Genomic DNA, 20,123 nt, shown 5'->3' on the forward strand with positions numbered 1-20,123 from the left:
ATTGTCAATTATCAATTGTCAATTGTTCCAAAGTTGCTTCAACAATTTTACGAGTTCCCCCCAGATGTGATTGAACATAATCTTCTGCATCGCTTGCGGCACCTGTATATATAAATTGAAATTGATTCATCAGGTTTATCCTGTTCAATAGTTCATTGTAGTCGCGTATATCGAATGCAGCATTTCTTTGAGTTAATTCTACAGCTTCATTAAATTTTTTAAATTTCGGCCCAAAAAGTATTGGTTTGCCATATACAGCGGCTTCCAGGCAATTATGTATGCCCTTATTAAACCCTCCACCTATATAATTTATATCTGCATACTGATACAGCGATGAAAGCATTCCGATATTATCAATGATCAATACTCTTTTCCCGATAAGATCTGCTTCTGTTGCTTTATGCAATTCAGAATAGATCAGAGAGAATTTTTTGTATAATTTTTTTGTTTTGCGCATATACTTTTCATCAATATTATGCGGAACAATAATGATCTTAAAATTTACAAATACGAGTGAACGATAAAAGGCTTTGGCAAGTAATTTTTCATCCTTCGGCCAGGTACTTCCTGCAATTATTACATTGTGATCTTTCACGAACGTAGCAATTTCGGGAAAATCTTTTCTATTTTCTGAAATTGTTTTCACTCTGTCGAAACGTGTGTCGAAACAAATTTCTGCCGTTGTTATTTTAATGTGCTGAAGCAGTTTTAAAGAATCTTCATTCTGAACAAATATGCGTGTGTATTTTTTTAAGGCTGTTCTGAAAATGTGTGCATACCATTTAAAAAACAGTTGTTTTTTCCGGAATATTCCCGAAATTAAAAATAAGGGAATGTTTTTTTTATGTAACGCATTAATATGATGTATCCAAAATTCATATTTTACAAAAATGGCAATATCCGGTTTAACAATAGATATAAATTTTTCTGCATTTGCAGCGGTATCTGCGGGGAAATAACATACATGATCAGCATAGGGATAATTTTTTTGATTTTCATATCCGGAGGGTGAATAAAATGTAAGTAATATTTTTATTTCGGGATGTTTCGACTTTAACGATTCCATTACCGTTCTGCCTTGTTCAAACTCACCAAGGGAAGCGCAATGCATCCAAACGATTTTTTTATTGTTGTCCTGAAAGAGGGGTTTTAAATTTTCAAATAAATTTTTTCTGCCCTTTACCCATAACGATGCTTTCTTATTAAAAAGAGAAGCAATTCTTATTAAGGTGTGATAACATCTAACAAAAATGGAGTAATAAAATTGCTGAAAGAGCAACATAGATGCTCCAAACACTATCCCCAGCACAAAAACAATAGCAACTACTTTCATATCAATTTGTATAAAATTTACGGGTGGGTTGTTCAAAAATAGGTAGGTTCCAACTCAATTTGAAATTAATCATCATATCAATTCTGGTGGCATCATCTTTCATTTGAGTATCATAGTTGATGGATCTCCGGTTTTGGGTAATGCCTTCTGTTATCTCTATACCTGCACGAAAATTCACAAAATATTTATTGCTGAATAAATAATATCCGATATACTGGTTAAAGGCAAGGCCATTCGTAAGTCTGTCGTATCCTTTTTTATATTCCTCTGAAAGCTGTGGAACTGCGGTTTCGTCGATATAGATCCAGATATTATGCTGCAAAAAACCAATTCCCCCCATAAAAGTTACTCCGGAATTGGGATTAATGCTTAATAAATTGGTGATCTTACCTACCTGTACTGAGGCGGTAAATCCGCTTTCCCAAAGAATCGGATCATATTGAAGTCCGTCTGTTCCTACTATATATCCCTCTTCATTCTTCAAATTGTTTACAATGGTATCCTCTCTCACTGCGCTTCCATATATAAACGCTCCGCTAATACTGTATAACCAGTTTTTGTTGGTCTTATACTGATAACCACCCCCAACTATTGCGTGCGGACCGAATCGGTCGGCAAGATCAGCAGCAGGAAGGCCTATACCTAGATCAATGGTGATGATATTAGCCGAAACGCAGCTATCATTCAAATTTACCTGTGCGGTCAAAATTGAGACAGAACAAACAAGAAGAAGGGTAAAAAAAATATATTTCATGTTAAGAGGGTCAAAATTACAAAGATTGTGGAGTTTGTGAACGCCTTCCACCTCCTTATATTATCTTTGCCGATTGAAATTTGACAATCTGATGAAAAAGTTACAAATGGTTGATCTTACAGGTCAATACCAAAAAATAAAGGATGAAGTGGATGCCGGTATTCAGGAGGTAATTGATACAACACAATTTATTAATGGTGCTGCAACCAAACAATTTGCCTCAGATCTGGCAACTTATCTGCAGGTTAAACATGTGATTCCTTGTGCCAATGGAACCGATGCCCTGCAAATTGCATTGATGGCGCTTGGTCTTCAGGAGGGTGATGAAGTGATCTCCATTCCTTTCACCTTTGTAGCTACGGTGGAAGTTGTTGCCTTATTAAAGTTGAAACCTGTTTTTGTTGATGTGGATGAAAATACATTCACAATAGACGTTGATAAAATTGAAGAAAAAATAACATCCCGAACAAAAGCGATAATTCCAGTGCACCTCTTTGGCCAAAGTGCCGATATGGAAAAGATCATGGCGATTGCTGCAAAACATGATCTTATTGTAATTGAGGATAATGCGCAGGCAATAGGAAGTGAATTGATGATGGGAGAAAACAGGAAAGTTAAAACAGGAGCCATCGGGCATGTTGCAACCACTTCATTTTATCCTACAAAAAACCTTGGTGCATATGGTGATGGCGGCGCACTTTTTACAAATGATGATAATATCGCCCAAAAAATTAAGATCATTTGTGATCACGGTTCGGCAAAAAAATATTATTATGATGCAATAGGAGTTAATTCAAGACTCGACAGTATACAGGCGGCAATTTTAAATGTAAAACTTAAAAATCTTGATATTTATAATGCACAGCGTCAAAATGCAGCTGCTTTGTACGATGCCGGATTAAAAGATGTACCAGGAATATTAATTCCCGCAAGATTTGAAAGATCAAGCCATGTATTTCATCAATACACCATTAAAGTGGCACAAAACAGAGATGGACTAAAAGACTATTTGCAGGAAAAAGGAATTCCATCTATGATCTATTATCCGGTGCCTTTACACCTAAGTGATGCATATCAGGTTTATGGATATAATAGAGGTGATTTTCCTGTAAGCGAAAAAATATCGCAGGAAGTTTTATCCCTTCCCATGCATACGGAATTGGATGTTGAACAAATAGAATATATATGTGAAACTATTAAAGAATTTGTATTAAAACAGATTTCGGTAATAGCCTGATCGCATTATAAAACACACAAATTAATCATTAATTAAACGGAAAATGTTCAACAAACTTAAACAGGGTGAAAATAAAATTTCAGTGATCGGTCTTGGATATGTTGGGCTGCCAATTGCATTGGAATTTGGACGTAAATTTTCTGTTGTTGGGTATGATATTGATGAAGAACGCATACATATGTTAAATGCGGGTATTGATGAAGGCAATGATATAGAACCACATGCTTTTGAAAATACAAATGTTGTATTCACTACCGACTTGAAGGAGCTGGAAACTTGTAATTTCCATATTATTGCTGTTCCAACTCCGGTGGATGAACATAAGGTTCCTGATTTATCTCCCTTGATTGCTGCAACAAAATCCATTGCAGGAATTTTAAAGACGGGTGATTATATTGTTTATGAATCAACTGTTTTTCCCGGATGCACGGAAGATATTTGTTTGCCTGTGTTGGAAGATGGTTCCGGACTTAAATTAAATACCGGGTTCAAATTAGGATATTCTCCTGAACGAATTAATCCGGGTGATGTGCAATACACACTTAAAAATGTAATTAAAATAGTATCAGGTTCTGATGCGGAAGCATTGGAAAATATCAGTGCCATTTATTCTGAAATTGTTTTACCCGGCGTATATCAGGCTTCCAGTATTAAGGTTGCCGAAGCGGCAAAAATTCTTGAAAATACACAACGGGATCTCAATATTGCTTTGATGAATGAATTATCCATAATTCTGGATAAGATGAACGTAAATACTTATGAGGTAATTGAAGCTGCAGGAACAAAATGGAATTTTCATAAATACAAACCCGGTCTTGTTGGAGGACATTGCATAGGAGTTGATCCCTATTATCTCACCTATAAGGCTATGGAACTTGGATATGAACCTTATGTAATTTTGGGTGGAAGAAAAGTAAATGATAATATGGCGTTTTATGTTGCCCGACGCTGCATGCAGAAATTAATTGAAGCGGGTAAAAATCTTACGGATTCAAGAATATTAGTGATGGGATTAACGTTCAAGGAAAATGTGAGTGATATCCGGAATTCAAAAGTAGCTGATCTGGTTCATGAATTATTATCTTTTGGATTACATGTTGATGTTACAGAACCCAATGTTAGCTCAGCAGAAGTAAAGGAAGAATATAAGTTTGGTCTTCTGGAGGAGATTAAAGATAAATATGATGCGATAATTATTGCTGTAGCCCACAAAGAGTATCTTAAATTGGATGAAAATTATTTTTTATCGCATGCGAAGGAGAATTGTTTATTAATAGATATTAAAGGAATTTATCGGAATAAATTTAATAATTTTAATTATTGGTCATTATAAAATGAATATGAAAAAATCAATTTTAATTACCGGAGGTGCGGGATTTATAGGTTCGCACGTGGTGCGTTTATTTGTGAATAAATATCCTGAATATCAGATCATTAATCTGGATAAACTCACCTATGCAGGAAATCTTGCAAATCTCACTGATATTGAGGATAAGGAAAATTATTCTTTTGTGAAGGGAGATATAGTTGATGCAGAATTTATAGGTCAGCTATTTGAGGAACATATAATTGATGGAATAATTCACCTCGCAGCAGAAAGTCATGTTGACAGATCCATTTCAAATCCGATTGAATTTGTGATGACCAATGTTGTAGGAACTGTTAATTTATTAAATGCAGCAAAATTACAATGGAAGGATAATTCGGAAGGTAAATTATTTTATCATGTATCTACGGACGAAGTTTATGGAAGTTTAGGTGATGAAGGTTTTTTTTATGAGAATACCAATTATGATCCGCATTCACCCTATTCCGCATCAAAAGCATCAAGCGATCACTTTGTAAGAGCTTACCACGATACGTATAAATTGCCCGTAGTTATTTCCAATTGTTCCAATAATTACGGATCGTTTCAATTCCCTGAAAAATTGATCCCTTTGGCGATAAATAATATAAAAAATAATAAGCCAATACCGGTGTACGGTAAAGGAGAGAATGTTCGCGATTGGCTTTGGGTGGAAGACCATGCAAAAGCAATTGATACCATTTTTCATTCCGGTAAAATTGGCGACACTTATAATATCGGTGGATTTAATGAGTGGAAAAATATCGATCTGATCAAATTGTTGTGCAATATCATGGATAACAAATTGCAGCGGGAACCGGGAACCAGCGAAAAACTGATAAGTTATGTTACAGATCGTGCGGGCCATGATCTGAGATATGCGATTGACGCTTCAAAATTAAGTAATGACCTGGGTTGGAAACCATCACTTCAATTTGAAGAAGGTTTGGAAAAAACGGTTGATTGGTATTTAAACAATGAAGATTGGTTAAACAATATTACCAGTGGTGATTATAAAAAATACTATGATAATCAATATGCATCAAGATAGTGTTTATGGGTAACCTTTTTGGTAAATTATTTGATCATAAAGACCTGCTCGATTTTAGTGTTTTAAATGCGGATATGCATTCGCATTTAATTCCGAATATCGACGACGGTTCAGTGAGCATTCTGGAAAGCCAAAAAATGATTTCCGGATTGCGCGCGATGGGATTCAAAAAATTTATTACGACCCCACATATCATGCCTGAGGTTTTTAAGAATAATAAAGAGATAATAGAGAACGCCAGTCATAATTTAAATGCTGAACTTGCCGAAGACGATGTTTCTGTGATTGCAGCAGCGGAATATTATATTGACCAGGAATTTCCAAACAGGGTACGCAACGATGAAAAATTTTTAACATTCGGCGAAAATTACATTTTGATAGAAGTAAATATGATGGCAAGAGAAAAGCGCCTGGAGGAAGTTTTGTTTGAACTTAATTTAAAAGGATATAAACCGGTATTAGCCCACGTTGAACGATATCCATATATGTTTGAAGGAAACTCGCTGGCATATTATTCAAGTTTATTGGATGCTGATGTTTTGTTGCAAGTAAATTTACGTTCATTCACTGGCCAATATGGGGAGATTCAAAAAAAAATAGCAAGACAACTTGCAGAACACAATATGATCAATTTTTTGGGTACAGATATTCATCATGAAAATCAACTACCCATTATTTATCAATCAATGAAAGACCCTTATGTTCAAAAATTATTGATCAAGAACAAATTATTGAATAATCAACTATAGTTTCATCTATAATATTAAAAATTATAATAAATTAATTATGCCATTTACCGACACCCCAATTCCTGACCTTTTTGTTTTTGAACCGAATATATTTGAAGATGCCAGGGGTTATTTTTTTGAGTCATTTAATACAGCAATTTTTGCGGAAAAAAATATAAACACGAATTTTGTACAGGATAATCAATCAAAATCGAGTTATGGGGTTTTACGTGGATTACATTATCAGCTTAATCCTTTTTCTCAGGCAAAATTAGTACGCGTTATTTCAGGTGAGGTGCTGGATGTGGCCGTGGACATAAGGCAAAATTCACCCACTTATGGTCAACATTTTTCTATAATATTATCGGCTGAAAATAAAAAACAACTATATATTCCGAGAGGATTTGCACATGGTTTTGTAGTATTGAGTGAAACGGCAGAGTTTTTTTATAAATGTGATAATTTTTATTCCAAAGAACACGATGCGGGAATTATTTATAATGATGTTTCCCTAAATATTGATTGGATCTTAAAACCGGATATGATTCTTGTTTCTGAAAAGGATAAAAATCTGCCCGCATTAATTTCTTCAAAAAATAATTTTATTTAATCTAAAGTATTATAAGGAGTTAATTATTAATAATAATTCCAACAATTAAAAAACATGGCAAAAATTCTTATAACAGGAAGTAACGGTCAACTCGGAAGTGAATTGCAGGATATAGCAAAACGAAATAAACAACACGAATATATATTTGTTGACGTTGATGATCTGGATATTACGGAAGCTAATGCTGTTGATACTTTTTTTTCTTTATACAACTTTGATATTTGTATCAATTGTGCAGCTTATACTGCTGTTGACAAAGCGGAGGCAGACCATCTTTTGGCATTTAAAATAAATGTTACGGGAGTGGAGCATCTCGCGAAAGCATGTCAGAAAAACAATGCTGTGTTTATTCATATATCCACGGATTTTGTTTTTGATGGTGAGGCAACTGAACCTTATAATGTGGATCATCCGGTAAACCCGATAAGTGTTTATGGGCAAACAAAAGCAGAAGGTGAATACCGTGCATTATCTCTCAATACCAAAACAATTCTTATAAGAACAAGTTGGGTGTATAGTTTTTATGGACACAATTTTGTAAAAACAATGATAAAGCTCGGGAAAGAAAAAACGAGTTTAAATGTTGTTGATGATCAGGTAGGTGTTCCAACTTATGCCGGAGATCTGGCTAATGTGATATTTAAATTTATAGAAGCTGCAAAAACTTTAGAATTTGGAATTTATCATTATTCCAATTCAGGTGAAACTACCTGGTGTGGATTTGCAACCGAGATCATGCATTTATACAATTTAAATTGTACAGTTAATCCAATTACTACCGAACAATATCCAACCCCTGCAAAACGTCCAAAATATTCGCTCTTAAATACGGAGAAAATAAAACAGGTATTACATATTGAAATACCCGATTGGAAAAAATCTTTAAATCATGTAATTCAACTCATAAAAAATAACGAAATGCTAGAAAAAATTGATGTAAATAAAATTATCGCCATTGCTGAGGAAGCAGGCAGAGAGATCATGAAAATTTATGAAACCGGTGATTTTGCCATCACTGATAAAAGTGATAATTCTCCTTTAACAAAAGCGGATAAAGCCGGAAATGCAGTTATTGTTGCGGCATTAAAAGAAAACTATCCCGATATTCCTATCATTTCTGAAGAAAATAAAATGATTGACTACAGCGAAAGAAAAGATTGGGAATATTTCTGGCTTGTTGATCCATTGGACGGAACCAAAGAGTTTATTAAAAAGAATGGTGAATTTACCGTTAATATTGCGCTCATTCGCAACGGAAAACCAGTTATGGGAGTTGTTGGAATTCCTGCAAAAAATCAAATGTATTATGCCGTTGAGAATAAGGGTGCATTCAAAATTGATGAGGAAGGAAATAAAATTAAACTGGAGGTAAACGCTCCAAAAGAAAATGAGATCGCCTTGATTGGAAGTCGCTCTCATCCATCACCGGAATTCGATGCATATTTAAAGGATATGGAGCAAAAATATGAAACAGTGAATTTTGTTCCTGCCGGAAGTTCCTTAAAATTCTGTCTTGTTGCAGAGGGAAAAGCTGATGTATATCCACGTTTAGGCCCAACTATGGAATGGGACACTGCCGCGGGTCACGCACTTGTTTTGGAAGCCGGAGCCAGAGTTAAAGTTTATGGAGGTGTTACTGACCTTCAATACAATAAAGAAAATTTATTAAACCCATTCTTTATAGTTGAAAGAAATAATTGATCGAAAAATATGTAAAAATTGTGCTCATTTGTGACATTGTATTTTAACATTAAACCCGGTTTTTAGCCGGGTTTTGTTTTTTGAAAGCTGTTATGTGACTACCGTTACGGCTTATTTTTTCTATTTTAGCAGATACAAACTACACAACATGAGAAAACTTTCAGCCGGTTTTTTAAGTTTATTTATTTATTTATTCGCTTCTGCTCAAACTGCAGAAACCGTTGTGGATACGGCAGCGGTGGCTCCTCCCGTATTAACGGAACGTCAATTGGGCCTTCAAAAGCGCAAGGCAATGGAAAACAGTACGCTACTGAGCAATGTGGAATTTACAAATATTGGTCCTACCATAATGAGCGGACGTGTGACAGACTTAGACGTTAACCCAAAGGATCCCACAAAATTTTATGTATCCTATGCCAGTGGTGGATTGTGGTATACGGAGAACAATGGATTGTCATTTACACCGCTTTTTGATAATGAAGATGTAATAACAATTGGTGACTTTGCTGTAGACTGGGCAAACAATATTATTTGGGTCGGTACAGGTGAAGTAAATAGCTCCCGCTCAAGTTACGCGGGAATTGGCGTTTATAAGTCGGTTGATGGGGGTAAAAGTTGGGAATACTGTGGTTTACCTGAATCGCATCACATTGGTAGAATTGTGATAAATCCAAGAGATCCGAATATGGTTTATGTTGCAGTATTGGGGCATTTATATACTCCGAATGTAGAAAGAGGGGTATATAAAACAACTGATGGTGGAAAAACATGGAAACAAACCTTATTTATTGATGAAAATACAGGTGCTATTGATCTGTTGATAGATCCAAATGTTCCGGATTTTTTATATGCCTGCACCTGGCACCGTGAACGCCGGGCGTGGAATTTTGTAGAATCAGGTTCGGGTTCCGGAATTTATAAGTCAGTTGATCAGGGTGAAACATGGAATCTGTTGACAAAAAATGGGTCTGGTTTTCCGCAGGGCGAGGGAATCGGAAGAATTGGAATTGCAGTTTCTTATCAGAGAAATAATATAGTTTATGCAGTAGTTGATAATCAAACTCCAAAAGAGGTTGATCCCGCAGAAAGGATGCGAAAGGCGGATGAGGAAATTTTTAACATGGATTCATTAAAAGCGCTTACAAAAGAAAAATTTGCTATGCTGGACAATGCAGATCTTGCAAATTTTTTAGAAAAAAATAAATTCCCCAAAGATCAAACGGCTTCCCTTTTAAAAGAGAAAGTTGCGAACGAAGAATATTTACCAACAGTTTTAACAGATTATTTAAATGATGGAGGATATATTTTTAATTTACCGATAAAAGGCTGCGAAATATATAGAAGCGATGATGGTGGTACAACCTGGTTCAGAACACATGATAAATATCTCGACGGTGCATTTTTTACATATGGATATTATTTCAGTACTATTGAAGTGAGTCCGAAAAACGACAATAAAATAATTGTTTCTGCATTTAATGCATTGCTTAGTGAAGATGGTGGAAAAACCTTTAAAAATATAGATGGAGATAATGTACATCCCGATCATCATGTAGCATGGATGAATCCGTCAAATGATAAACATATAATTGTTGGAAACGACGGCGGTATAAATATTACTTATGACAACGGGAAAAATTGGTATCTGGCAAATAATCCTGCAGTTGGTCAATTTTATTCTGTTACCGTAGATGATGCAACACCCTATAATGTGTATGGAGGATTGCAGGATAACGGCGTGTGGACAGGCCCTTCCACTTATAATAAAAATAACTATTGGTATTCTTCAGGAAAATATCCCTATCAGGCAATTTATGGTGGGGATGGAATGCAAGTTCAGGTTGATACAAGAAATAATGAAACCGTATATACGGGATATCAGTTTGGATATTATGCACGTTTAAATAAAAATTCAGGAAAAGAAGAATTAAGTATTCGCCCGGCTACCAAATTTGGTGAGGCGCCACTGCGGTATAATTGGCAAACTCCTATTGCACTTAGTAAACACAGTCAGGATATTTTGTATTATGGGTCTAACAGATTTCATCGATCATTAAATAAAGGGGAGAATTTAGTTACACTTAGTGAAGATCTTTCCAATGGAAAAATAGAAGGTGATGTAGCATACGGAACAATAACAACAATTTCTGAATCACCAATTAAATTCGGTTTATTGTACTGTGGTACAGATGATGGAAATATTTGGGTGAGTAAAGACAATGGATACAACTGGAATAAAATAAATGTTTTTATTAAAAAGGAGATGCCTGCTACCAAAGCAAAAACACCTCCGCCGGCTATAAATATTATTCCGGAGGGGTTATGGGTGAGTAGAGTAGTGGCTGGAAAATATAATGAATCAACTGTTATTGCCTCTTTGAATGGATATAGGAACGATAATTTCAATCCGTATTTATTTATAAGCGACGATTATGGATTAACCTGGTCGCAAATTGGAACTGACCTGCCGGCAGAACCTATTAATGTGGTAAAAGAAGATCCTAAAAATTATAATATTCTTTATGTAGGCACCGATAATGGTCTTTACATTTCATTAAACAGAGGAAGAAATTTCATGACCTTCAGCGCCGGGATGCCCCGCGTAGCTGTGCATGATCTCGCAATTCAGGAACGGGAAAATGAAATAGTGGTAGGCACACATGGGAGAAGTTTATATAAGGCCGACCTTGATGAAGTGCAGGCTCTTGATTCGTTAATTTCAAAAGATATCTATCTATTTGCGATAGATAATATAAGTTATGATGAAAATCTGGGTAAACAATTTAATGTTTTTAACGATACTTATGTGTATGATCAGCAGTTTGCATATTTTGTAAAATCTGCCGGAGTGGTAACCATTCAGATCGCTACTGATGATGGTACTATTTTAACAGAAATGACCGATAATGCCGAAGCAGGAATTAATTATTTAAAGTATGATCTTAGTATCGATAATAAATTTGAAGCTGTATATGAAAATTATTTGAATAATCAACCTGTGGATGGCATGCGTAAAGTTGCGGATGTAAAAGCTGCGGACAACGGAAAAATTTATGTAATGCCGGGAAAATTTCAAATTAAAATGTCGACAGAAAGTTTGAATAATGTGGTGGAGAATTTTGAGGTGGTGAAAATGGACTAATAACGAAATTTTTTCTGACAATTGCGTTTTGTATGATTCACCATGTGCGATATACTCGCTCATAAATTGCATCAACAATTGAAACCAGTTCCATCATTTCGAAAGGTTTTTCAATAAAATGATCGGCGCCTGCATCGGTGCATCGTTCTCTGGCAATTGGATCTGCTGATATCATTAAAATAGGGAGATGTTTAAACTCTTCCTTTGCTTTCAATTCTCTGCAAATATCACAACCGTCGATACCTGACAGATGCATATCCATAAGAATTATATGCGGTTTAATTTGCAAAATAAATTCTTCAATTTGTACCGCATTATCTCTTGTGGTTACATAATTGTACCCCTTATGTTTCAACATAGCATTTAACATAAAAAGTATATCCTCATTATCGTCAATTACCAATATGTGAAAATTTTCTTTCGACATAAATTGTGATTAATGGTTTTGAAATATTGGAAGGGAAAAATAAAAAATGGATCCTTTTGGTGTTGCACTTTTAACGCCAATCTCTCCATTATGTCGTTGAATGATTTCGGCGGCTATAAATAAACCGATTCCAAAGCCGGGAAATGTTTTTTCATTTTTTCCTTCCACCCTGTAAAAACGTTCAAATATCTTTTTCTGGTCAGCCTGTGAAATTCCAATTCCTCTGTCTTCCACTGAAACTAAAATTTTATCATTTAAAACATCTGAATTCACATAAATTTCCAAACTATTTGGGGAATATTTAATTGCATTGGTCAGAAAATTTGTTAAAACCTGAGCAATTCTAATACGATCGGCTAAAACATGAGCATTGTTTTGTTTTGTAAAAATTATCTTATGTTCAGGATTAACATAATTGATCTCATTTATTACTTCTTCCACTAATTGATGCATACAAAATTCTTGTTTTTGTAAGGAAAGATATCCGGACTTTATCTTAGAAAGATCTAGTAACTCGGCAATGAGATTGGTCATTTTATTTATTTGGTTTCCTAATTTATTCAGTGAGTCTTTTAAGAACACATCATCATCCGCAGAATACATTGATTGAAGAAGTTGCACATATCCTTTAATGGAAGTGATAGGTGTTTTTAGTTCATGACTGGCCATTTTAATAAAATAATCTTTTTGCTGATCCTGTTCCCGCAAATCGTGTATATCTGTACTAGTACCCACCCACATCTGAATATTTCCATTTCCATCATGTTGCGGAATTGCTCTGCTTAGCTGCCATCTATATTCACCATCGGATCGTTTAAAACGATGTTCAAAAACAAAATCAACTCCCGTGGCAATGGTTTTTTGCCAGACATTTTTACTTTCTTCCTGATCTTCCGGATGGACAATTTGCAGCCATCCTTTCTCCATCAATGATTCATTATTCAAGCCTGAAAATTCGAATAAAGATTTATTAAAATAATTCAGATTACCTTTCTTATCTGCCGTCCATATAAATTGTGGCATTGCATCAGCTAGCAGCCTGAATTTGAGTTCTCTTTCTTTTAAATTTTGTTGATAATTAATTTCATCCGTAATATCCCGGATTGTACCTATTAATTTTATCGGATTTTTATTTTCATCATAAAACACTTTTCCTTTACCCTCTATCCATCGCAAAACATTTTTATTGGTAGTTATTCTAGTTTGGTAGTGCAAAAAACCGGTTTTGAATGCATCCTTATATGCTTGTTCTCTTATTGCACGATCACCCGGATGCAAATGATTTGTTAATTGTTCATGCGTTAATTCTTTATATTCGTCATATCCTAGAATATTCAAATATTTTTGTGAATATTTAGGAACCTTTGTAACCCAATCCAGTTCCCAGGTTCCCAAGCCACCGGCGTCAATTATTATATTGAGTTTTTCATCCTCTTCCTTTAATTTGGTTTCATAAATTTTGCGATCGTTAATGTCGACACAAGCACCAATATAACCCTCAAATATTCCTTCCATCGAATATCTTGGCGTGCCTTTATATGATATCCATCGGTACTCTCCGTCATAACGTTTTAACCGATATTCCATGTAAAATTCTTTTCTATTTTCAAAAGCATAATTATAGGTATCCAGGCAAAATTTTTGGTCGTCGATATGTACTCCATTTATCCATCCATCACCAATTTCATCCTCCAAAGTTTTTCCGGTGAATTGTAACCAAGCCGAATTAAAGAAGTTGCATTTTTTATCGCTTCCTGCCATCCAAATAAATACAGGTGCTTCGTTGGCAATTTTTCGGAATCTTTTTTCACTCTCGTCAATTTTATTATAGGCATTAATCAGAAATTCTTCTGCTTTTTTTTGATCCTGCACATCGGTAAATGACCCGATCCATTTTATTATATTTCCATCTTCATCTTTAATCGGTTCGCCCTTTCCTTGAAACCAATGGTATTGTCCGGATTTATTTTTTAAGCGCAGTTCAATGAAATATTTTTTTCCACTTTTTAAACAATTGGTCCATTCTTCAATTACCCTTGGCAGGTCATCGGGATGTGTGATCTTTTCAAATGTTTCGGCTCCGTAAGGATCCAAACCTGTAAACTCTGACCATCGTTCGGATGCGAATGTCTGTTTTCCTTCGCTATCGGTTGCCCAAACCAATTCCTGCAGTGAGTTTGATAATTGGCGGAATTGTTTTTCACTTTCCTCTATTTCCTTTCTCATTTTAACGTGATAAGTTACATCCAATGCTATTGCGTTTATACCTTTTATTGTACCATCAGGTTCACGCAAGGGAACCAATACTACGCTGATGTATATGGTTTGCATTTTACCCTTACGCATTATATTAACGCTTAATTCCTCCGCTTTAAATTTTTGACCAGTATTATAAACGTTATCCATTATGGATTCAAATCCCTGTTGTGCCAGTTCGGGGATAGCTTCAAAAATATTTTTATTTAATAATTGTTCTGAAGTTCTTGAAAGTAGATTCAACATCAGCTCGTTTATTATCGTAACAACATGATTTTTACCGATAAAAATACATTTTGCAACCGGCGATTGAAGTATGCTGTTTAAATATTGTTCGTTACTTAGTTCTAATAATTTAATTGTTTTAACCTTTTCAGTAGTTTCAACACAAGTTACCAGCACTCCGTTTATCATATGAAACTCGTCAAACACGGGACTGTAACTGAAGGTCCAATGAACATCTTCAATTTTTCCGTTTCTAAAAATTGGTAACAGCTGATCTTCACTCCAGGTTGGTTTTCCTTCATAAAAAACCTGGTGTATCAACGGTTCAATTATATCCCATATTTCTGGCCATGCTTGTTCTGCATTCATGCCTAAAATGTCAGGATGTTTTCCATTAATTCCGAGCGATGGCCTATACGCATCATTATAAAAACATGTAAATTCATTACCCCAAAAAAGAAACATAGGGAATTTAGAATGTAAAATAAGAGATAGGGTAGTTCTCAGAGTATTTGGCCAATTTTCATAGGGTCCCAGAGGTGTTTCAGACCAATCCTTATTTAAAATAAGTTCACCCATTTCACCTGTAGAATGAAATATTTTTTCCAACGCTGATGATTTATGCGTGTCGATTTTTTGCATTAATGATTTTATAGGTATAAGTTTTATAAATTTATAATAAAAAATGCAAGCGTTGTACCGGCAATTCCTTGCCGCTGTTATCAATGCAATCCTTAAATCGTTAAATTTTGTTGAAAGGGTAAAATTATTTTTTCAAAAAATATACCAGAATCTCTACAATATCATAATCTCAGGGGAAAAGAGTGTAATAAATTCCACAATATAATATTTTAAAATTAAAGTGGAAAAAATTCCACATATTTTGGAATAAAATACACATGTTTCACACGTTGATCTGGATTAGATTCCCCAATTTGAGTGATTTTAATCAGGCATTTGATTTGAATCCAGCAACATTCCTGTCGAATATGGAAAAACTGGAGACTATTGATCTACCTGACCACAAACTTGCGGTAATTAATACCGACTTGATCAAAAATGCAAGATCAGTTGACCTGATTTATGTAAGTGATTCGCAGGAGGGCATTTTGCGCAAGCGAAGGGGCGCAGGATTTTATTATGTTTTTAGGGACAAAACACTTAAAGATAAATTGGTTTTGGAGCGAATAAAATCTTTGGTGATTCCACCGGCATGGGAAAAAGTTTGGATATGTTCAAAGGAGAATGGACATCTTCAGGTTACGGGTTTAGACAATAAAAAAAGAAAACAATATAAATATCATCCATTATGGAATTCTGTCCGCAACCAAACTAAATTCTACCGTTTAAAGGAGTTTGGAAAAGTTCTGCCGATAATTCGTTTACAGTTGGAAAAAGATCTCTCTTTACCGGGTATGCCGGTTGAAAAAGTTTTGGCAACCATAGTTAGTTTAATGGAAAGAACGCATATCAGAATAGGAAATAATATGTATGAAAAATTGTATGGTTCCTTCGGACTTACCACATTAAAAGATAATCATGTTAAAATATCAGGTCAGGAATTGCGTTTTATTTTTAAAGGGAAAAAGGGAGTGGAGCATGATATTCATATAAAAAATAAAAAGTTATCGCGCATTGTTCAAAAATGTAAGGATATTCCGGGGAAAGAACTTTTTCAATATGTTGATGAATCCGGCACCAGAAAAACTGTTGACTCAGGAATGGTAAATCATTATATTAAAACAATTTGCGGACAGGATTTTACTGCTAAAGATTTTAGAACCTGGGCCGGAACTTTGGAAGCATTACTTGCGTTTAAAGAAATTGGATTTTTTAATACAGTTACCGAATCAAAAAAGAATATTACGCAGGCTTTGGAAATGGTTTCCAAACAGTTGGGAAATACTAAAAATGTATGCAAAACTTATTATGTGCATCCGGTTGTATTGACGTTGTATGAGAATGGAACATTGAAGAAGTATATTAAAGAACTGGATGCTATTGAGGTGGATGATGATAAAGCTGGGTTGACAAGTGCGGAGCTGGTGTTGATGAAGATATTAACTGGTGGGAAGCGGACGCTTCGATGAATGTTGCACAAGCCTAAGGCTTGCGCTATTTTTGTTGAGCTGCACGCCGAAGGCGTGCAGCTATAGGCGTAAGGATTACATTTTTGCGTAATAATTAAAAAAAAAGTAGTGCCTGCCCATTAATTTTACTTTCCTTTAATTAACAATTAAAAATTAACATGTTTTATTAAAGACACTCACCATTTTTTATTTTTTCTTTAAAATAATTGTATACATTTTTTTAACCGCTTAATAATTTAATTCTCGCTTCATATTTAATTTGAGGAGAAAAAATGGAACATTTTTTCTCCGTTCAAATTAAATAGCGCAAGCCTTAGGCTTGTGCAAAATTCAGTAAAGCATCCGCTTTTAATATTTTAATATTTCTTTTTATTTTTGAATTGTTTAATCCTTAATTATGAGCAATAAATATAAATTTCGTAGTTACGAAGATCTTTATTTTACTACACAAACTGTTGTTAATTGGGCAGATGTTTTTACAAGAAATTTGTATAAAAATATTGTCATCGACAGCTTGAAATTTTGTCAGGAAAAAAAGGGATTGGAAATTTATGCATGGGTGATGATGACAAATCATCTTCATTTTATTTTGGGCACACATCAAAACCCTTTGAATGAAATTTTACGCGATTTTAAAAGTTATACTTCAAGAAGAATTAAAGATGCGCTTTATAATAATAATTATGAAAGCAGAAGATATTGGTTAACACATATGTTTGAATATGAAGGGCATAAAAACAGTAATAATGAAGAATGGCAATTTTGGCAACAGGATAATCATCCAATTCGTTTATTTAATGCAGATATAACGAGACAAAAATTAAATTATATTCATAATAATCCGGTGAAGGCCGGGTTTGTGGAGGAACCGGCGCATTGGGTTTATAGTAGTGCAGGGGATTATTTGGCGGATAGGAAGGGGTTGCTCGACATTTTATTATTAGAAGGTTTATATTATGTTTGAGGGAAGCGGACGCTTCAAAGAACGTTGCACAAGCCTAAGGCTTGCGCTATTTTTATTAGATGCTAGCCTGCGGCTTGCAGTGTGTTGTGGGTGTAAGTCCATTGGATGAACTTTTGGGTGTGGGAGTGGTTTCGAATAGCCGGGTATAGCAGCCGAAAGCCGCTTTCTAGCCCCGATTGTAGCGGAAACCCCTGCCGTGAATGAATTTTATTTTTTAGTTAATACATTTTGCATAGGTTGGATTTTTGGGTTTGAATTGATTAAAATAGGCAGGGTTGCAGCGAAAAGCGGGGGCGCGGCCCTGAAAAAACGCCGCGGATGGTGCTTTAAATGGTGTTTGTTGACAGATAGTTAATCTATTTCGCACAGATACTTGGCTATTTGAGGAAAACTACCGATATTTGCACTCTCATTTTAAGAAGCATGGCAAGAGTATGTGATTTATCAGGAAAAAGGACGGTTAGCGGGAACAATGTTTCTCACTCGAATCGTAGGACCCGCCGCAAGTTTTACCCGAATTTGCAGGATAAGAAGTTCTTCATAGCTGAGGAAAATCGTTGGGTTACCCTTAAAGTGGCTACCACCACGTTGAAAACCATCAACAAAAAAGGTATCAGCGCCTATTTGAAGGAATTGCGCGCATCAGGCAAAATAATTAAACTTTAAATCTTTTATAAGAGATGGCAAAGAAGAGTAAAGGAAACAGAGTTCAGGTAATATTAGAATGCACTGAGCAAAAAAATACCGATGTTCCCGGTATCAGTCGCTATATTACTACCAAAAGCAGACGTAATACGCCTGACAGGGTTGAGTTTAAAAAATACAATCCGTATTTGAAGAAAAAAACCGTTCACAAAGAAATTAAATAACCTAAAGGAGGTATATTATGGGAAAAATAAGTAAAAATGCCCGTGTTTCCGGCGGTGGAAAAGGAAAAATTTCCGGCGGTGGAAAAGAAATGGTAAAAGTAATTGTTACCGAAAAATCGGCGAAAACCGGTGCCTACATCTTCAAAGAACGTATTGTTCATAAAGACAAGGTTCAGGATGTATTAAAAGGTAATGCTTAATTTCACCGGCTTACAATATTTAAAGCTTCTATGAAAGTAGAGGCTTTTTTTGTACCCCTAACTTAAAATTTCATGGGTTTATTCAGCATTTTCAAAAAAGAACAAAAAGAGGATCTCAATAAAGGTTTAGAGAAAACCAAACAAAGTATTTTTTCGAGAATTACTAAGGCAATTGCCGGAAAAAATACTGTTGATGATGATTTTTTGGATGAATTGGAAAATATTCTCATTTCCAGTGATGTGGGCGTGGAAACAACTCTTAAAATTATAGACAGATTAACAAAAAGAGTTGCAGGGGAAAAATATTTTGGCAGCAACGAATTAAATGAAATATTAAAAGAGGAAGTAGTAAAATTGCTTTCTGAAAATAATACTCCTGATTTTACAACATACGAAGTTCCGGCTAATACAAAACCTTATATAGTTTTGGTAGTTGGTGTAAATGGTGTAGGCAAAACAACCACGATAGGAAAACTCGCCTATCAATTTAAACAAAGCGGAAAAAACGTTTTATTGGGTGCAGCGGATACCTTTCGCGCTGCAGCCGTTGATCAATTAACCATTTGGGCCGATAGAGTTGGGGTGCCCATTATTAAACAACAAATGGGTGCCGATCCTGCTGCGGTTGCTTTCGATACGGTTAATGCGGCAAAAACACAGAACGCTGATGTTGTATTAATAGATACCGCCGGTAGATTACACAATAAAGTAAATCTGATGAACGAATTATCGAAAATAAAAAGGGTAATTCAAAAAGTATATCCCGACGCACCTCATGATGTTTTATTGGTATTAGATGCATCAACCGGGCAAAACGCTTTTGAACAGGCAAAACAATTTACTGCGGCTACAGAAGTTACTTGTTTGGCGCTCACAAAATTGGATGGAACCGCAAAGGGCGGAGTTGTGTTAGGTATTGCAGATCAATTTAAAATTCCGGTTAAATATATTGGAGTGGGGGAGAAGATGCATCAGTTGCAGGTGTTTAATAAATCGGAATTTGTTGATTCACTGTTGGGCTGAAGCCCAAAAATGTACCAATGTACCAATTAACAGCCAAATTAATGTACCAATTAACAGCCGCATTAACGTAATAAAAATAAATTAACACTAATATCATCAATAACTTTTTAATTTAGTAAAATAATTCCACCATACCGATCACATAAGCAGCCGCAGGCAGCGGTTATA

The 20,123-nt window shown here is 35.1% G+C and carries 17 protein-coding genes and 1 pseudogene; 14 read left to right on the forward strand and 4 right to left on the reverse strand.

The window, feature by feature from the left end:
- Positions 1-4: 4 nt before the first annotated feature.
- Positions 5-1,333 (reverse strand): 3-deoxy-D-manno-octulosonic acid transferase, encoded by a 1,329-nt coding sequence (locus IPI31_09845; protein ID MBK7568111.1) that lies wholly within the window; start codon positions 1,331-1,333, stop codon positions 5-7.
- Position 1,334: 1 nt separating this feature from the next.
- Positions 1,335-2,087 carry a hypothetical protein gene (locus IPI31_09850; protein MBK7568112.1) on the reverse strand — a complete coding sequence of 251 codons (753 nt, stop codon included), beginning with the start codon at positions 2,085-2,087 and terminating at the stop codon, positions 1,335-1,337.
- Positions 2,088-2,178: 91 nt separating this feature from the next.
- Between IPI31_09850 and IPI31_09855 the strand changes: the two genes are divergently transcribed.
- The 8 genes and pseudogenes from IPI31_09855 (at position 2,179) to IPI31_09890 (ending at position 11,901) form a co-directional block, all read left to right on the forward strand.
- The gene (locus IPI31_09855; protein MBK7568113.1) at positions 2,179-3,324 is read left to right on the forward strand and encodes a DegT/DnrJ/EryC1/StrS family aminotransferase; all 1,146 of its coding nucleotides are present in this window, start codon (positions 2,179-2,181) and stop codon (positions 3,322-3,324) included.
- A gap of 43 nt (positions 3,325-3,367) precedes the next feature.
- Positions 3,368-4,657, forward strand: coding sequence for a nucleotide sugar dehydrogenase (locus IPI31_09860; protein ID MBK7568114.1), 1,290 nt, complete (start codon positions 3,368-3,370; stop codon positions 4,655-4,657).
- Positions 4,658-4,664: 7 nt separating this feature from the next.
- A complete protein-coding gene (gene rfbB / locus IPI31_09865; GenBank protein ID MBK7568115.1) occupies positions 4,665-5,720 on the forward strand; it encodes a dTDP-glucose 4,6-dehydratase in 1,056 nt (351 codons plus the stop codon).
- Between the two features lie 5 nt (positions 5,721-5,725).
- Positions 5,726-6,469: a capsular biosynthesis protein gene (locus IPI31_09870; GenBank protein ID MBK7568116.1), complete on the forward strand. Its 744-nt coding sequence runs from the start codon at positions 5,726-5,728 to the stop codon at positions 6,467-6,469.
- A gap of 37 nt (positions 6,470-6,506) precedes the next feature.
- Positions 6,507-7,058, forward strand: coding sequence for a dTDP-4-dehydrorhamnose 3,5-epimerase (rfbC, locus tag IPI31_09875; GenBank protein MBK7568117.1), 552 nt, complete (start codon positions 6,507-6,509; stop codon positions 7,056-7,058).
- A gap of 54 nt (positions 7,059-7,112) precedes the next feature.
- Positions 7,113-7,967: pseudogene (rfbD, locus tag IPI31_09880) on the forward strand (dTDP-4-dehydrorhamnose reductase).
- Positions 7,968-7,976: 9 nt separating this feature from the next.
- On the forward strand, positions 7,977-8,759 hold the full coding sequence (gene cysQ, locus IPI31_09885) for a 3'(2'),5'-bisphosphate nucleotidase CysQ (GenBank protein ID MBK7568118.1): 783 nt from the start codon (positions 7,977-7,979) through the stop codon (positions 8,757-8,759).
- A 148-nt stretch (positions 8,760-8,907) separates the two neighbouring features.
- Complete coding sequence (locus IPI31_09890) at positions 8,908-11,901, forward strand: glycosyl hydrolase (protein ID MBK7568119.1); 2,994 nt, start codon at positions 8,908-8,910, stop codon at positions 11,899-11,901.
- Between the two features lie 37 nt (positions 11,902-11,938).
- Here the strand turns inward: IPI31_09890 and IPI31_09895 are convergent, their stop codons facing one another.
- Together IPI31_09895 and IPI31_09900 are read right to left on the reverse strand one after the other, a co-directional pair.
- Positions 11,939-12,328: a response regulator gene (locus IPI31_09895; GenBank protein ID MBK7568120.1), complete on the reverse strand. Its 390-nt coding sequence runs from the start codon at positions 12,326-12,328 to the stop codon at positions 11,939-11,941.
- 9 nt (positions 12,329-12,337) lie between these two features.
- Entirely contained in the window at positions 12,338-15,451 is a 3,114-nt protein-coding gene (locus tag IPI31_09900; GenBank protein MBK7568121.1) for a PAS domain S-box protein, read from the reverse strand.
- 347 nt (positions 15,452-15,798) lie between these two features.
- On the opposite strand from IPI31_09900, the gene IPI31_09905 reads away from it, so the two are divergent.
- The 6 genes from IPI31_09905 (at position 15,799) to ftsY (ending at position 19,955) form a co-directional block, all read left to right on the forward strand.
- Positions 15,799-16,899 carry a DNA topoisomerase IB gene (locus tag IPI31_09905; GenBank protein ID MBK7568122.1) on the forward strand — a complete coding sequence of 367 codons (1,101 nt, stop codon included), beginning with the start codon at positions 15,799-15,801 and terminating at the stop codon, positions 16,897-16,899.
- 397 nt (positions 16,900-17,296) lie between these two features.
- A complete protein-coding gene (locus tag IPI31_09910; GenBank protein ID MBK7568123.1) occupies positions 17,297-17,863 on the forward strand; it encodes a transposase in 567 nt (188 codons plus the stop codon).
- Between the two features lie 423 nt (positions 17,864-18,286).
- Positions 18,287-18,529, forward strand: coding sequence for a 50S ribosomal protein L28 (rpmB, locus tag IPI31_09915; protein MBK7568124.1), 243 nt, complete (start codon positions 18,287-18,289; stop codon positions 18,527-18,529).
- Between the two features lie 14 nt (positions 18,530-18,543).
- The gene (gene rpmG / locus IPI31_09920; GenBank protein MBK7568125.1) at positions 18,544-18,732 is read left to right on the forward strand and encodes a 50S ribosomal protein L33; all 189 of its coding nucleotides are present in this window, start codon (positions 18,544-18,546) and stop codon (positions 18,730-18,732) included.
- A gap of 17 nt (positions 18,733-18,749) precedes the next feature.
- The gene (locus IPI31_09925; protein ID MBK7568126.1) at positions 18,750-18,932 is read left to right on the forward strand and encodes a DUF4295 family protein; all 183 of its coding nucleotides are present in this window, start codon (positions 18,750-18,752) and stop codon (positions 18,930-18,932) included.
- A 72-nt stretch (positions 18,933-19,004) separates the two neighbouring features.
- The gene (ftsY, locus tag IPI31_09930; protein MBK7568127.1) at positions 19,005-19,955 is read left to right on the forward strand and encodes a signal recognition particle-docking protein FtsY; all 951 of its coding nucleotides are present in this window, start codon (positions 19,005-19,007) and stop codon (positions 19,953-19,955) included.
- Positions 19,956-20,123: the final 168 nt, after the last annotated feature.

This window comes from Bacteroidota bacterium (genome assembly GCA_016706865.1).
In the GTDB taxonomy this organism is placed as follows: domain Bacteria; phylum Bacteroidota; class Bacteroidia; order Chitinophagales; family BACL12; genus UBA7236.